Source organism: Pseudodesulfovibrio portus (assembly GCF_026000375.1).
GTDB classification, from domain to species: domain Bacteria; phylum Desulfobacterota; class Desulfovibrionia; order Desulfovibrionales; family Desulfovibrionaceae; genus Pseudodesulfovibrio; species Pseudodesulfovibrio portus.
The window spans coordinates 319,759-335,194 of sequence record NZ_AP026708.1; the positions used below are offsets into that span (position 1 = coordinate 319,759).

Annotated in this window: 10 protein-coding genes; 5 read left to right on the forward strand and 5 right to left on the reverse strand. The window is 60.5% G+C overall.

Annotated elements, in window-relative coordinates; genetic code table 11:
• Positions 1-12: 12 nt before the first annotated feature.
• Entirely contained in the window at positions 13-192 is a 180-nt protein-coding gene (locus tag OO730_RS01640) for a ferredoxin (RefSeq protein WP_264982838.1), read from the reverse strand.
• Positions 193-352: 160 nt separating this feature from the next.
• Here OO730_RS01640 and OO730_RS01645 point away from each other — a divergent pair, with 160 nt between their 5' ends.
• A complete protein-coding gene (locus tag OO730_RS01645; protein ID WP_264982839.1) occupies positions 353-1,075 on the forward strand; it encodes a sulfite exporter TauE/SafE family protein in 723 nt (240 codons plus the stop codon).
• A 111-nt stretch (positions 1,076-1,186) separates the two neighbouring features.
• Positions 1,187-3,412 carry a CHASE2 domain-containing protein gene (locus OO730_RS01650; protein ID WP_264982840.1) on the forward strand — a complete coding sequence of 742 codons (2,226 nt, stop codon included), beginning with the start codon at positions 1,187-1,189 and terminating at the stop codon, positions 3,410-3,412.
• Between the two features lie 52 nt (positions 3,413-3,464).
• Here the strand turns inward: OO730_RS01650 and OO730_RS01655 are convergent, their stop codons facing one another.
• Positions 3,465-4,727 carry an NAD(P)/FAD-dependent oxidoreductase gene (locus OO730_RS01655; RefSeq protein ID WP_264982841.1) on the reverse strand — a complete coding sequence of 421 codons (1,263 nt, stop codon included), beginning with the start codon at positions 4,725-4,727 and terminating at the stop codon, positions 3,465-3,467.
• Positions 4,728-4,973: 246 nt separating this feature from the next.
• Between OO730_RS01655 and OO730_RS01660 the strand changes: the two genes are divergently transcribed.
• The 3 genes from OO730_RS01660 to OO730_RS01670 all read left to right on the forward strand — a co-directional run bounded on the left by OO730_RS01660 (position 4,974) and on the right by OO730_RS01670 (position 11,107).
• Entirely contained in the window at positions 4,974-6,392 is a 1,419-nt protein-coding gene (locus OO730_RS01660; RefSeq protein WP_264982842.1) for a biotin carboxylase N-terminal domain-containing protein, read from the forward strand.
• Positions 6,393-6,396: 4 nt separating this feature from the next.
• Positions 6,397-8,643: a carboxyl transferase domain-containing protein gene (locus OO730_RS01665; RefSeq protein ID WP_264982843.1), complete on the forward strand. Its 2,247-nt coding sequence runs from the start codon at positions 6,397-6,399 to the stop codon at positions 8,641-8,643.
• A gap of 259 nt (positions 8,644-8,902) precedes the next feature.
• Positions 8,903-11,107, forward strand: coding sequence for a GGDEF domain-containing protein (locus OO730_RS01670; protein WP_264982844.1), 2,205 nt, complete (start codon positions 8,903-8,905; stop codon positions 11,105-11,107).
• A gap of 36 nt (positions 11,108-11,143) precedes the next feature.
• On the opposite strand, the gene ettA is transcribed toward OO730_RS01670, so the two are convergent.
• From ettA to OO730_RS01685, 3 genes are read right to left on the reverse strand one after another with little or no spacing between them, the layout of a single operon-like run.
• Complete coding sequence (gene ettA / locus OO730_RS01675) at positions 11,144-12,826, reverse strand: energy-dependent translational throttle protein EttA (protein ID WP_264982845.1); 1,683 nt, start codon at positions 12,824-12,826, stop codon at positions 11,144-11,146.
• Positions 12,827-12,857: 31 nt separating this feature from the next.
• Positions 12,858-13,688, reverse strand: coding sequence for a 2-oxoacid:ferredoxin oxidoreductase subunit beta (locus OO730_RS01680; protein WP_264982846.1), 831 nt, complete (start codon positions 13,686-13,688; stop codon positions 12,858-12,860).
• 11 nt (positions 13,689-13,699) lie between these two features.
• Positions 13,700-15,382 (reverse strand): 2-oxoacid:acceptor oxidoreductase subunit alpha, encoded by a 1,683-nt coding sequence (locus tag OO730_RS01685; RefSeq protein ID WP_264982847.1) that lies wholly within the window; start codon positions 15,380-15,382, stop codon positions 13,700-13,702.
• Positions 15,383-15,436: the final 54 nt, after the last annotated feature.

The window sequence follows — 15,436 nt, forward strand, 5'->3', positions numbered from 1 at the left end:
ACGACGACTCGACTACTTCGAGATAGCCTCGTTGGGACAGGTCTCGATGGCCTCATCGACGCAGTCTGCAGTGCTGTCGGGATTGATTACGACAGCCTTCTCGCCGTCTCCGTCCATTTCAAAGACTTCAGGGCAGATTTCCACACAAGATTCACAGCCGATACATTCATCCTGATCAATAACGATACCCATACCAACCTCCCAAAATAACGACTTTTTTATGGGTGAATATAACACAAAGTTATATTCATATATACACTTATGGTTTTTGGATGCAACTCTTTTCTCCATTTCACTCCCCGGCACCAAATTCGTCGTTGGCACCCGGTAAAAAATCCGGTAATCCACGCGCATGCTCGACACGACCGCCATTTTGGGAATCATCCTTCTCGCCGCCTTTCTCCAGGGACTGACGGGATTCGGTTTCGCCCTCATCGCCCTGCCCCTGCTCGGATTTTTCATCGATATCAAGGTCAGCGTCCCCCTGATGCTACTTCTTGCCACCATCATAAGCCTGTACCTGAGCTTCAGACTGCGAAAAAGCATCAACCTGAAGAGCACGTATATCCTCATGATAGCCACCCTGCCGGGGATTCCGCTGGGCACCTACGCACTCAAGCATTTTTCCACGCAATGGCTGTCCGTGGGCATCGGCGTGCTGATGGTCGTCTTCACCAGCTACATGCTGCTGCTCAAGCCACGTCAGCGGGAGCTGGGGACGGTCGTCACCTCACTGGCCGGATTCCTCTGCGGCGCCCTCGGCAGCAGCATCGGCGCGGGCGGGCCGCCGGTCATCATCTACACCACGCTGCAGCCCTGGAACAAGGACCGGGCCAAGGGGACCCTTGCCTTCTATTTCAGCTTCGCCGGGCTGGTCACCATCGCCTCCCACGCCTTTACCGGCATGATTACCGGCGAGGTCCTGCACCTCTACGCCATGTCCCTGCCCTCCCTCGTGACCGGGATATGGCTCGGGACCACCGCCTACAAGCACCTGTCCGACCACGGCTACAGGAAGCTCGCCTTTGTCCTCGTCTTCCTGCTCGGCTGCATGATGCTCTGGCGCAACCTCTGATCCACGCAGCGCAAGGCCGGAACTATTCCGGGAATGAGACCTTTTTTCCTTTAACGCCGCGTTTTTTCTCTGCTATGGTGTCACGAAGCAACCTCTAGCCCCCGTGACGCCATGTTCGCACCGCTCAAGAAAGCCTTCAAGAAAGATCAGCTGATCCTCCTCGGTTCCGGCCTGGTCATCAACTTTCTGATGATCATCCTGTTCATCAGCCAGCCCCAATTCCTGAACCTCCTGGAACTCAAGATCTACGACCTCTATCTCCGGAGCTACCACCAACCGGCGGCCACGGAAGTCCCGGTGATCATCGACCTGGACGAAAAAAGCCTGAGCGAACTGGGACAGTGGCCGTGGCCCCGCTACAGGGTGGCCCTGCTCTTCAAATACCTCCAGGCCTACGGCGCTGCGGCCGTTGTCTCGGACATCATCTTCGTGGAACCGGACCGCACCTCGCCCGTGGCAATCAAGGCCGACATAAAACGGGAACTCAAGATAGACGTAGAGTTCTCGGGCATGCCGGACAGCCTGATGGATTACGACAAGCTGCTGGCCTACAATCTCCAGACAGGACCTTTCGTGCTGGGCATCAATTTCGTCGCCAGGTCCGGGCTCGGCGACATGGAACCCTCGACCCGCCATGCCTGCGACTTTCCACCGGCCAAGGTCGCGGTCCTGTCCCCGCCGGGTTCCATGACCCCGCACCAGGCACTGTTCTCGTCGGGCGAGATGATCTGCCCCACACCGTCCCTGGCCGAGGCGCAACCCAGGGTCGGATTCATCACCATCTCCCCGGACCCCGACTCCGTATACCGCCGCGTTCCCCTGCTCTACAGCTGGAAAGACAAAATCTATCCCAGCCTAGCCCTGGCCGCACTGATACAGGCCACAGGCGAAGAGAACATGGTCCTCAAGCTCTCCCCGCTGGGCGTGGAGGCCGTCAAGTTCAACGGCATCGTCATCCCCACGGACAAACGGGCCCAGATGCTCATCAACTACCGGGGCAAATCCCGCACATTCCAGTACATCAGCGCATCGGACATCCTGAACAAGAAGCTGCCGCCCAAGGCCCTTGAGGGCCGCATCGCCTTCATCGGCACATCGGCGGCCGGGCTCAAGGACATCCGCCCCATCCCGCTCGACCCGAGCTACCCGGGCGTGGAGGCGCACGCCACAGTGGTGGACAACATCCTTTCCCAACAATTCCTGTCCATCCCGGATTGGGCCAAGGGACTCGAATTCGCGGGCATGGTGGCCGCAGGCATCGTGACAACCCTGCTCCTCATGTGGGCCCGGGCGTCCTGGCTGGTCATCCCCCTGATCGGGCTGGCCTGCGCCATGTGGTACGGCTCGATCCTTATCTACAAGGAACAGCATTTCTTCCTTTCCCCCATGTACTCCTACATCACCCTGGCCCTGACTTTCTTCTCACTGACCGTCATCAAGTTCTGGCGGGAGGAACACGCCAAGAAATTCATCCACGGGGCCTTTGCCCACTACCTGGCCCCGTCGGTCATCTCCCAGATCATGGACAATCCGGGCTCGTTGTCCCTGGACGGCCAGGAAAAGGACATCACCATCCAGTTCTCGGACGTGCGCAGCTTCACGTCGCTCTCGGAAAAGCTCACCCCATCCCAGGTGACCGACCTGCTGCACGACTACCTGACGCCCATGACGCGCATCATCACCGAAAACGAAGGGACCCTGGACAAATTCATCGGCGACGCGGTCATGGCCTTCTGGAATGCCCCTCTGGACGTGGAATGCCATCAGGAAAAAGCCCTGGCCACGGCCCTGGCGCAACAGGAAAAGCTCAAAGAACTGAACGAATTGTTCATCGAAAAATACGGTTTCACCATCGATGTGGGCATCGGCATTCACTCCGGCCCCGTCCGCGTGGGCAACATGGGCTCTGCGGACCTGTTCGACTATACCCTCATCGGCGACAACGTGAACCTGGCCTCGCGCCTGGAGGGACTGACCAAATACTACGGCCAGAAGCTGGTGGTCAGCCAGGCCATCAAGGACGCCTGCTGCAACCACTACCATTTCCGCATCCTCGATTCCGTGCGCGTCAAGGGCAAACTGGAACCCGTGACCATCTACACGGCCTACCCTCCTGCCGAAGCCGAGGCGCGCAAGGAAGAGCTGGAACTCTACGCCGAGGCCCACGACCATTACATCCACCAACGCTTTGCAGAAGCCGTTGAACTGTTCGAGCGCATCCGCGACACCGGCGTCGAGGAAACGCTCTGCGCGATGTATATCGACCGCTGCAACCATTTGATGGAAAACCCGCCCGGCGAGGACTGGGACGGCGTCTTCACGCACAAGACCAAATAAAAAAAGAGCCGCATCGCTGCGGCTCTTTCATTGTCGACAACTTGGTCTATCCCTAGGGATTGTTCATCATGCCTTCGATGAACTCGTCCGGCCACAGGGCGGGCGACGGGTCGCCTTCCACCAGCCTGGCCTTGGCCTCGGCGTCCAGCTTGAAACCATTCTTGATGAAGCTGGTGTAGAACCCCGCCGCGTCGATATCGCCGATGAGGATGCACCCGGCCAGGGTGTCTTCCTTGAAGATGAGCTTGCGGTACACGGAATTCTCGCGATCCAGGTGGATGGAGGTCTCATACGCGTCGTCGTCGGCAAGGTTGGTCTCGCCCACGGAAATGGTGGGCAGCCCGTAGTAGGTGATGGAGTTCATGGACATGCCGCCCGTATACGGGTTGCCGGCTCCGGCCATGTTCAGGCCTGCGTACCGGCCCTGGGTGTAGGCGTTGGGCCAGATGGGCCGGACAGTGTATTCGCCGGTCAACAGGTCCTTGGCTTCGGCCACGTCGCCTGCGGCATAGATGTCCGGGTTGCTGGTGGCCATGAAGTCGTCCACGCGAATGCCCTGCTTTGTGGTCAGGCCTGCGGCGGCGGCCAACCCCATGTTGGGGCGCACGCCCGCAGCCACGATGACCACGTCCGCTTCAACCAGTCCCTGATCGGTGTCCACGCCCTTGATGGTCCCGTCCTCGTAGCGGACGATCTCCTTGGTGGCGGTGCCCTGGAGGAAACGAATACCGTTTTTTTCCAGATGATCGACGATCAGTTCGCCGGCGGTCTCGTCAAAATAAGTGCGCATGATCCGGGAGCGGACGACAATGGTCACGTCCACACCCTTCTCGGCGAATCCCTCGGCGGCCTTGAGGGCGATGAGCCCGGCGCCGATAACGACGACCTTCTTGACCTTGTTCACCAGTTCCTTGAGGGTCTCGGCGTGGGCCACGGTGGTGAAGTTGTGAACGCCGGGACCGTCGACGCCCGGCAACTGGGGCCTGACCGGCGTGCCGCCGGTGGCCAGCAACAGCTTGCCGTATTCGATGGTATCGCCGCAATCCAGCGTCAGGAGCTTGGAGTCGGTATCCACGGACAGGACGCGGGACCCCAGTCGCATTTCCACACCGTTCTTCTCGTAGAATTCCTCGGGGCGGAACGGCAGGGTCTCGAACTTGATCTTGTCCGACAGATAATAGGAAATGAGCGGCCGGCCGTAGGTGGGGACGGCTTCATCACTGACGACCAGAATGGTCCCTTCGGCATCGACTTGGCGAATACCCTCGATGGCCCCGATGGCGGAGACGCCGTTTCCTACAATTAAGTAATCCATTCAGAACTCCTCTTGTCTCGGCTCTTTACGTATTGACAATAATGACAATATCGAGCCGCCAAATTTGAGCGGACCGACTTTCTACACATTTTTAAGTAAAAAATCCACAGCAAATATTTAAACGGCCGTTTTATCTTATCTAATAGAAATAAAAGAAAAAATACAATCCGACAAAGATTTGCAAGATGCGGCGAGAAGGGCTATTTAAAGCACCTTCAATTCACACCTCAACCCAAGAATCATACCGTGAGCATAGACGGAAACAAAATACTCATCGCAAACAGGGGCGAAATCGCCATTCGCATCATGGAGGCCTGCCATGCGCTCGGCCTCCCCTTTGTCGCCCTGTATACAGGGGAAGACGCCGAATCCGGCCACATCGACACCGCCAGGAAACTGGGCGGCGACAAGTCCCTCTACCGAATTCACAACTATCTGGACGCGGGCGACATCCTGTCCGTGGCCGATGAATCAGGCGCAACCGCCATCCACCCGGGCTACGGCTTCTTTTCGGAAAACTACCGCTTTGCCCGCCGGGTGACCCAGCGCGACAGGGCCATGACCTTCATCGGCCCCTCCTGGGAAGTGATCCGCGACCTGGGGGACAAGATCAACACCAAGCGACTGGCCCGCAGGCTCGACATCCCCACCGTCCCCGGCTCGGACCGCGCCATATATGATGAATTGGAAGCCGAATCCATTGCGGAAAGCCTCTTCGAATTCCAGGCCAAGATGGGCGTCAAGCGTCCCGTGGTTCTGGTCAAGGCTTCCGCAGGCGGCGGCGGAATGGGCATCGACGAGGTCGAGGACATGGCCCGCTTCCGCCAGACATACCGCCGCATCCGCAACTACTCCCTGCGCACCTTCAACGACGAAGGCGTGCTCATCGAGCAGCGGATGTTCGACTTCAACCACCTTGAAGTGCAGATCGCGTCCGACCGGTCCGGAACAAATCCGGTCCATTTCGGCACCCGCAACTGCTCGGTCCAGTCCCCCGGCCTGCAGAAACGGATCGAGGTCGCGCCCGGCTTCTGGCCCCAACACCTGAATTACACCTTTGACGCCGACAAGGTCATGAGCGACATCACGGAGTATTCCCTGTCCATCGCCCGTGAGATCAAATACGACAACGTCGGCACCTGGGAGTGGATCGTCACTCCGCAGGGCGAGCCCTTCCTCATGGAAGTCAACACCCGCATCCAGGTCGAAAACGGCGTTTCCGCGTGCATTGCCGCAACCAAGGGGAACCCGGACGTCAACCTCATACGCGAACAGATTCGCATCGGCCTGGGCGAACCGCTGGGCTACACCCAGGACGATGTGACCTTTGACGGCGTGTCCATCGAGTACCGGATCATCGCCGAAGACACGGAAACCGGCTTCACCCCCTGGGTGGGCAAGATCGAGGAGCTCGGCTGGACCGGACGCGACTGGCTGTCCGTGCACACCCACGTGCCCACGGACCGGGCTTACCAGATCCCCACGGAATACGACCCCAACCTGGCCCTGGCCATCATCTGGGGCAAGGACCTTGCCGAGGCCAAGGCCCGCGGCCTGGAGTTCCTCAAGGACCTGACCATGAACGGTTTCGACTCCTCGGGGCCCGGCATGCGATCCAACATCCCGTTCCTCGTTGAGAAAACCGAAAACCTGCTCGAATTCTAAAAATATGAATATTGAAAAAAAAATGCAGGAATTGCTGAACCGGGTGAATTACGCCCGGGATATCCTCGGCGGTGAAACGCGCCCTGAACTGGACGCCTTCACCAAGGAGATCGCAGACTTTCCTGAAAAGACCAAGGACCTGTCCGACGACCAGACCATCAGGGGTGCCGAAGCGCTGGACGCGCGCCTGTCCGCCATGGAGTCGGCCCTTGACGCCCGGCTCACGGCCATGGACAAGGTGCGCATCGTGCGCCATCCCCAGCGCGCCTGCCTCAAGGACATCCTGGAAAACGTCTACGACAACTACACCGAAATCGGCGGCCAGGACGAGCACTCCATCGACCCCGGCATGCTCATCGCCCGCGCCTACATCACCCGCCACCGGGGCAAGAAGGTCATCAACCAGCCCGTCATGGTGGTCGGCCAGGAAAAAGGCCACGGCGAGGAGTTCCGCAACGGCGGTTCCATCAAGCCTTGGGGCAACAGCAAGGCCTTGAAATACATGAAGGTCGCAGCCCTGGAGCAGATTCCCATCCACGCCTATGTGAACACCCCCGGCTCCTACCCGGTGGAAGATTTTCCGGGCGCGGCCCAGCAGATCGCCGAAAACATCTACGAGATGGCCGGGCTGCCCGTGCCCATCGTGGCAATCTTCTCCGAAGGCGGCTCCGGCGGGGCCGAGGCCATCGGCATGGCCGACAAGCGGCTCATGCTCTCCCACGGCTATTACTCGGTCATTTCCCCCGAAGGCGCGGCCGCCATCGAAGGACGCATCCGAGGCTCGCAGCGCGCTCCCGTCGAGCTCATCGAATCCTGCGCCATATCCCAGCGCATCACGGCACAGGACAATCTCAAGAACGGATACATCGACGAGATCATCGAGGAACCGCCCCTGGGCGTGCGCGCCGATCATTTCGACTTCTATCGGCGCGTCCGGGAACAGGTCATCCGGGCCACGGACGAAGTGGCCCTCGGAGTTCGCGGCGTCCGCCTCTTCCGCGCCCTGGCCATGCGCCACTTCAAGAAGCACGAGGACATCATCGTCCGCTGGTCCCTGAACGAAAAGGCCCGCGAGAGGCTCATCGCCAAGCGGTTCAAGAAATACCGCAAGCTGGCGCAGCACGCATACAAGGACAACCGATCCCTGCTGGAAAAGCTCAACGCCACCAGCTCCAGCATCGTGTCCAACACCACCAGCCTGGTCCTGTACGGCCTGATCAAGCCCTTCCGCCAGCGCATCGAACGCATCATGGAGGAAGTGACAGACGAAGTGCACGTCATCACCGCCAAGGTGGACAACTGCTTCCGCAAGGGGCTCAAGCAATGCGGCCTGCTCCCCAACGGCGACAAGCAGAAGGAAATGGAGCTGACCGGCCTGTCCGAGACCGAACCGGCCAAACCGTCCGCCGAGGCCGACACCGGATACGTCAGCCCGCAGGCCCTGGAAGACAGGGAAGTCACCTGCCCCCATGCGGCCAAGCGCGGCTGCCTGGACATCTGGGCCCGCGACCTGTTCACTGATTTCGCCGGTGTCTGCCCCCACTGCGGCTACAACTTTCCCATGGAATACCAATGGTATATCCACAACGTTTTCGACCAGGGGTCACTCCGCGAATTCAACCGTGACATCGCCTCCGGCAACCCGACCCAGTTCCCCAACTTCGAGGAACGCGTCGAAGCCGCCAAGAAGAAAACCGGCCTGCAGTCGAGCTGCATGACCTTCAACGCCACCCTCGAAGGGATGCGCGTCACCTGCGCCACCCTGATCGCCAACTTCCGGGGCGGTTCAGTGGGCGCGGCAGAAGGCGAGAAGTTCATCCGGGCCTTGGAGCTGGCCCAGTCCAAGCACCAGCCCTTCCTGGCCTATATCCACGGCACGGCGGGCATCCGCATCCAGGAAGGCGTCAACGGCCTGATCCAGATGCCCAGGGTGACCATGGCCGTCCGCAAGTACATCGAGGAAGGCGGACTGTACATCGTGCTCTACGACACCAACTCCTATGCGGGCCCGGTGGCCTCGTTCCTGGGCTGCTCGCCCTATCAGTACGCGGTCCGCTCCTCCCGGCTCGGCTTTGCCGGTCCCGGGGTGATCAAGGAAACCACCGGCCTGGAAATTCCGCCGGACTACCACAACTCTTACAAGGCCCTTTCCAGGGGGCACATCCAGGGCGTATGGAGCCGCAAGGATATCCGAAAGAACCTGCATCAGGCATTCCTGACCATCGGCGGCCGGAACCTCTACTATCGCTGATCGCGTTCTTCACCGAACAATGAAAAAGGCAGTCCCTCGGGACTGCCTTTTTCATTTCCGCCACCCTTTTTTTTCAACACCGTAACCAGACGGTAACACCCGAACGTTTCCTGCGTGTATCAATGGCATCCGTACCGGGAAAATTTCCCGGGGCACCCATGGGTCACCCCATCCAAGCCGAACGGGGATTACGATGCGACCACTTTCGCAACAAAGTGAAAAAGAGGAAACAGAGAAGCTTATGCACATGGAAACGCCGATGAGCCTGCAGGTCGACAACCGCGTCAGGATCGACCACGCCCATACGCTGGTTCTCATCTCCATCCGGGACTATTCCACGCTCCGCGAGATGTACGGGCAAAGCTTCGTCGACCTGCTGGAAAAGACCCTGCGCGAGACTCTGGCCGCAACGGCCGGGAAAAACGACATCCGGCAGATCGGCATCCACAACGTCGGCCCGGGCGTGGCCGCCTTTCTCGTCCCCCGCGAAAACAACCCGGCGGACATCGCCTACGAATACAAGATCCAGGCCCAGAACGGACTGGAAAACATAATGCTGCGCCACACGGGGCTCGGCATCGACCTCGGCATGGGCTACGCTGCCGTGCCCGGCATGCGTGATGACGACGGCACCCTCTTATCCCAGGCCCTTGAAAAAGCGCGCAGGATGGAGCGGCGTCCCCTGAACATGAGCGAACTGTCCGTTTACAACCGTTTCAACACCATCCTTACCCAGGGATGGATTACAACCCACTACCAGCCCATCCACGATTTCCAGTCCGACTCCATCCTCGGATGGGAGGCCCTGGCAAGGGGGCCCGAGGGGTCCGCCTTCCGCTCGCCGGTCATGCTTTTCGAGACCGCCGAACAACTGGGGCGGCTCTTTGCCCTGGAAAAACAGTGTCGGGAGGCGGCCTTCCAGAACGTGGGCGAACTCAAGGATGGACAAAAGCTCTTCCTGAACATCCATCCCAAGACCATGGCCGACCCCGCCTTCACGCCCGGCCAGACCCTGGCCCTCATGGAACAGGCCGGGCTCACGCCCAACCACATCGTCTTCGAGATCACGGAACGCCATTCGGTGCAGGACTTCGACCTCTTCTACCGGACGCTCGACCATTACCGCTCCCAGGGATTTCAGGTGGCAGTCGACGACGCGGGCGCGGGGTACGCGGGGCTGTCGCTCATCGCGGAGCTGCAGCCCGACTACATCAAGCTCGACAAATCGCTGATCACGGACATCCACAAGGACCCCGTGAAGCGCGCGCTGGTGGAAACGACGGTCACCTTTGCCGACAAGATCGGCTCCCGCATCATCGGCGAGGGGATCGAATCCAAGGCCCAGGCCATCTGCCTCAAGGACATCGGCGTGCATTGCGGCCAGGGATTCTTCCTGGCTCGCCCGGCGGTCCCCAAGCCCTGCATCAGCACGGAATGCCTGGAACTGAAGACGGTACGCGACATCTCCACCAACCTGTCCTGCTCCCCCCCGGTCGGCGACCTGGCCCAGGCTCCCCATGCGGTCGCCCTGGACACCCTGGTCTCCACGGCCCAGGAATTCTTTCGAAACAACAACGTGTTCTCCAACATCGTCGTGGTCGATGACGAAATCCCCAAGGGACTGGTCATGGAGTATCACCTCAACCGCCAGCTCTCCTCCCGGTACGGCAACGCCCTCTATCACAACCGGGCCATCGAGACGATCATGGACACCGGCCCGCTCATCGTCGACATCGACACCCCGGTGGAACAGGCCGCGCGCATGGCCATGAAGCGGGAATCCATCAAGGCCTACGACGACATCATCGTCACCAAGCGAGGCAGGCTCTACGGCGTGGTCACCGTGCAGGCCCTGCTCAACGTCCTGGCCAAGATTCAGGTGGAGATGGCCAAGGGAACCAATCCCCTGACCGGCCTGCCCGGCAACGTGGCCATCGAACAGGCCGTAGAGAAGCGTATCAAGCAGAAGCGCACCTTTTCCATCATCTACGCCGACCTGGACCATTTCAAGGTCTACAACGACACCTACGGCTTCAAGAACGGCGACCACATCATCAAGCTGGCCGCGGACGTCATGAGCTGGGCAACCCGCAAGCACGCTCCCAACAACGCCCAACTCTGTCACATCGGCGGTGACGATTTCGTGCTCATCACCCCGCCCGAGGCCGTACAAAAGATCTGCCGGTCCATCACCCGCTGCTTCGGGAGACTGGTCAAGAACTGCTATTGTTCGGAGGACCGCGAGCGGGGCTGGATCCAGGCACGGGGACGGGACGGCAAGGAACGCAAGTATCCCCTGGTGACCATCTCACTGGGGGTCATAGAAATCTTCGGCCAATGCTCGCTCATGGAAATCGGCGAGCGGGCGGCCCACATCAAGAAATACGCAAAATCCATCCCCGGCAACTCGGTGGCCATCGACCGCAGACAGGCCATCGGTTCGGAAGACTTCGACGCCAAGTAAAAAGGGCCGGTGCAACCGGCCCTTTTTTCGTATCATCTATCGTGTCAGCTTGCGGAACTTGATGCGGTGCGGCTGATCCGCCTCTGCACCGAGCCGCTTTTTGCGATCTTCCACATAGTCGGTGTAACCGCCCTCGCACATGACCACCTTTGAATCGCCTTCAAAGGCAATGATGTGGGTGGCGATACGGTCCAGGAACCAACGGTCATGGCTGATGACCAGCACGCAGCCCGCGAAGTTTTCCAAGCCGTCCTCCAGAGCGCGCATGGTGTTCACGTCCAGGTCGTTGGTCGGTTCGTCGAGAATCAAGACATTGGAGCCGGACTTGAGCATCTGGGCCATGTGAACGCGGTTGCGCTCACCGCCGGAAAGCACGTCCACCATTTTCTGCTGATCCTGACCGGCAAAGTTGAACCGGGAGCAATAAGCGCGGGCATTGACCTCGCGGTCGCCCAGCTTGATGAACTCCGCCCCGCCGCTGATGACCTCGTACACGGTCTTGCCCGGCGTGAGCGATCCGCGGTTCTGGTCGGCATAGGCCAGCTCCACCGTTGACCCCAGGGTCAGGGTCCCGGCGTCGGGCTGTTCCTCGCCCACGATCATCCGGCACAGGGTGGACTTGCCCGCGCCGTTGGGGCCGACAATGCCCACGATGGCATTGGGGGGCAGGATGAAGCTGACGTCTTCCATGAGCAGCTTGTCGCCCATGGACTTGGACACGTGTTCGGCCACAATGACCTGCTTGCCGAGATGCGGTCCCGGCGGGATGTAGATCTGGAGGTCGTCGGCCAGCCGCTCGGACTCATGGCTGACCATGGCCTCGTAGGCGTTGATGCGCGCCTTGGACTTGGCCCGGCGTCCCTTGGGCGACATGCGAATCCACTCGAGCTCGCGCTCAAGCGTCTTCTGGCGATCCGCTTCCTGCTTGCCTTCCTGGGACAAACGGTTCTGCTTCTGCTCCAACCAGGAAGAATAATTGCCCTTCCACGGGATGCCTCGGCCGCGATCCAGTTCCAGAATCCATCCGGCCACGTTGTCCAGGAAATAGCGGTCGTGGGTCACGGCGATGACCGTGCCCGGGAAGGTGGACAGATACCGCTCCAGCCAGGCCACGGAATCCGCGTCCAGATGGTTGGTGGGTTCGTCCAGCAGCAGGATGTCCGGATTCTGGAGCAGCAGCCGGCACAGGGCCACACGGCGCTTCTCGCCGCCGGAAATGACGGATACCGACGTGTCGCCTGGAGGGCAGCGCAGGGAATCCATGGCCATTTCGAGCTTTGAATCGATGTCCCAGGCGCCCTTGGCATCCATGAGCTCCTGGACCTTGCCCTGACGCTCGATGAGCGCGTCCATTTCGTCCGCTTCCATGGGCTCGGCGAATCGTTCGTTGATCCCGTTGTACTCGCGGATGATCTCCATGATCTCGCCCACGCCCTCTTCCACGACCTCGCGGACCGTGCGGGTCTCATCGGCCAGGGGTTCCTGCTCGAGGTAGCCGACGGTGAACCCTTCCTTGACGTGGGTCTCGCCCTCGAAATCCGTGTCCACGCCCGCCAGAATCCTGAGCAGGGAGGACTTGCCCGAGCCGTTGAGGCCGAGCACGCCGATCTTCGCTCCATAGAAGTAGGACAGGGAAATGTTCTTGAGCACTTCCCGCTGTCCATGCTTCTTGGACACCTTGTACATTGAATAGATTATCTTGTCCGGTTCGTTGGCCATTATATCTCCTCAAAAATGGATTGCGGACCGTCTAGGTATACGACTGCATCACGCCTTTCAAGTCATTTCGGTCGTACTCGTGCACCGCCAGCTGCCGGTCCAGCGGATACGGCGCGCGGTCATTCCTGTAAATAACGCCCAGGGGAATGCGTTCGTCGAACTCGTCGGCCACACCCATGGCCTTGGCCCAATCGGTCGGATCGTGGTCCTCGAGGAAATACGTCCGCTCCTGGTACCAGGCAAAGGTGTTGACCTTGTTGAAGGACACGCACGGTTGCAGGATGTCCACCAGGGAGAAGCCGGGGTGGGCCATTGCCTCCTTGATGACCGAGACCAGGTGGTCCGGCTCGCCGGAAAACGCCCTGGCCACGAAGCCGGTCTTCATGGCCACGGCCGTGGTCATGGGGTTGAAGGCCCGGGACCGGACGCCCGACGGCTGGACCTTGGTCACGTGCCCCTCGGCCGTGGTCGGGCTGGCCTGCCCCTTGGTCAATCCGTAAATCTGATTGTCGTGCACCAGCAACGTGATGTCCAGATTCCGCCGGATGGCGGCCAGGAAGTGATTCCCGCCCTCGCCGTAGCTGCATCCGTCGCCGGAAATGCACAGGACCGGCATGTCCGGGTTGGCCATCTTCATGCCCTGGGCCATGGGCAGGGAGCGCCCGTGCAGCCCGTTGAACATGTGGCAGTTGAGATAATGCGGCGTCTTGGCCGCCTGGCCGATGCCAGAGGCGATCATCACCTCGTGCGGGGCGATATCCATCTCCGCCAGCGCGGTCTTCACGCTCTTCAGGATGGAGAAGTTGCCGCAACCGGGGCACCAGCTGGTCTGGACGTCGCCGTAATCTTCCATGGATACCATGAGTTACCCTCCTAGATGATGCCGTTGAGACCGGCGAGAACGTATTCCGGCGTCAGGGGACGCCCGTCGAACCGCAGGATATGGTTGTTGATGGAGAACCCGGTCTCGCGCGTGATCAACTTGGCGAACTGGCCCGTGGCGTTGCCTTCAACGGCCACCACGGTCCCGGCCTTTTCCAGGTCGTCCATGAAAAGCGATTCGCACAGGGGATAAACCTGGCTGAAGTGCAGGACGGCCATGGTTTTGCCGTTCTCGGCCTTTTCCATGGCGTCCAGGCAGGCGCCGAGGCTCGATCCCCAGCAGACCAGCAGGACGTCCGGAGCGTCTTCGCCGTAATAATCAGGCTCGACGACCTCGTCCTCAAGGCCGAAGGCCTTGTCCAGTCGCTTGGAGTTCTGGACCACACGGTTCATGCCGTCCTCGGTGATCCAACCCGTTTCGTCGTGCTCGTGGGAGTCCGCCCGGACCAACGCCCTGCCGAAACCGGGCACCAGGCGGGGCGAGACGCCGTCCTCGCTCAGGGCGTATCGCTTGTACCCCTCCTCCGCCTCCCTCATGGGGCGGGCCACGTCGGGCAGGTCGTCGAGGTCGAAAGGAGCAACCCCCTGGTATGAATCGGCCAGATGCTGGTCGGTCAGAACGAATACCGGCGTCTGGAATGATTCGGCCAGGTCAAAGGCCAGATGGGTGAGATAAAAACATTGCTCGACATCGGCCGGAGCCAGAATCGCGCGCGGGAACTCGCCGTGCCCGGCGTACAGGACCAGGTCCAGATCCGCCTGCTCCGTACGCGTGGCCATGCCCGTCGCCGGGCCGGGCCGTTGCGCCACGGTGATGACCACAGGGGTTTCGGACACGCCCGCCAGGCTGACGCCCTCGGTCATGAGCGCGAATCCCCCGCCCGAGGTGGTGACCATGGGCCGGGCCCCGGCATAGGAAGCGCCCAGCGCGATGTTGACCGCCGCGATCTCATCCTCCATCTGCTCGTAGACCAGGCCGAGAGGAGCGCCCTTGGCGATCAGTGTCGTGGCCACGGAAGTACCCGGCGTCATGGGATAAAAAGATACGAAATTACACCCGGCCGCCAACGCGCCCAGGGCGATGGCCTCATTGCCGTTGACCATCATCATGCCGCCGTCTTCCTCGGGCGGGGCAAGGCAGGTGAAGTTGAACTCCTGCCCCCTGACCCAGTCGAAGGCGGCGCGCACAACGTCCACGTTCATTTCGACGACCTTGTCGCCCTTCTTGGCGAAAGTCTCGTCCAGAAGCTTCTCCAGAATGGTCTCGTCGTTGCACACAGTGGCCGCGAGTACGCCCAGGGCGACAGTGTTGTAAAACAGCGGCTTGGAAGCCAGTTCCTTGAAAGGAATGCGCAGCGCGTTCAGATCGCCGATGTCGAGGTCGTCGCCCGCCAGAACGAGCCCTCCTTCCGCCAGTCTCCCCCGGTGTTTGTCGACGGTCTCCTGGTTCAGGGCCACCAGGATATCGATGGACTCGGTGGGACCGTACACAGGTTCCGGCCCCATTCGTATGGCGAAGGTGTTGTGCCCTCCCCGCACCCGGGACATGTATTTCTGTGTCACCAGCAGGTGGTAGCCTGCCCTGACAACGGCCTTGGACATGAGCCGACCAATGGTCGCCAACCCCTGCCCCGCAGCCCCGCCTATGACGATGTTCATACCGGCTTCAGACATATGCCTCTCCTGAGAAAAAGGCCGGGAGGACGCTCCCCCGGCCTGTTGTGTACA

Bases quoted from the DNA above. Each gene is read 5' to 3' on its own strand.
- OO730_RS01640 (WP_264982838.1), bottom strand. From the start codon at position 192: ATGGGTATCGTTATTGATCAGGATGAATGTATCGGCTGTGAATCTTGT.
- OO730_RS01645 (WP_264982839.1), top strand. From the start codon at position 353: ATGCTCGACACGACCGCCATTTTGGGAATCATCCTTCTCGCCGCCTTT.
- OO730_RS01650 (WP_264982840.1), top strand. From the start codon at position 1,187: ATGTTCGCACCGCTCAAGAAAGCCTTCAAGAAAGATCAGCTGATCCTC.
- OO730_RS01655 (WP_264982841.1), bottom strand. From the start codon at position 4,727: ATGGATTACTTAATTGTAGGAAACGGCGTCTCCGCCATCGGGGCCATC.
- OO730_RS01665 (WP_264982843.1), top strand. From the start codon at position 6,397: ATGAATATTGAAAAAAAAATGCAGGAATTGCTGAACCGGGTGAATTAC.
- OO730_RS01670 (WP_264982844.1), top strand. From the start codon at position 8,903: ATGAGCCTGCAGGTCGACAACCGCGTCAGGATCGACCACGCCCATACG.
- ettA (WP_264982845.1), bottom strand. From the start codon at position 12,826: ATGGCCAACGAACCGGACAAGATAATCTATTCAATGTACAAGGTGTCC.
- OO730_RS01680 (WP_264982846.1), bottom strand. From the start codon at position 13,688: ATGGTATCCATGGAAGATTACGGCGACGTCCAGACCAGCTGGTGCCCC.
- OO730_RS01685 (WP_264982847.1), bottom strand. From the start codon at position 15,382: ATGTCTGAAGCCGGTATGAACATCGTCATAGGCGGGGCTGCGGGGCAG.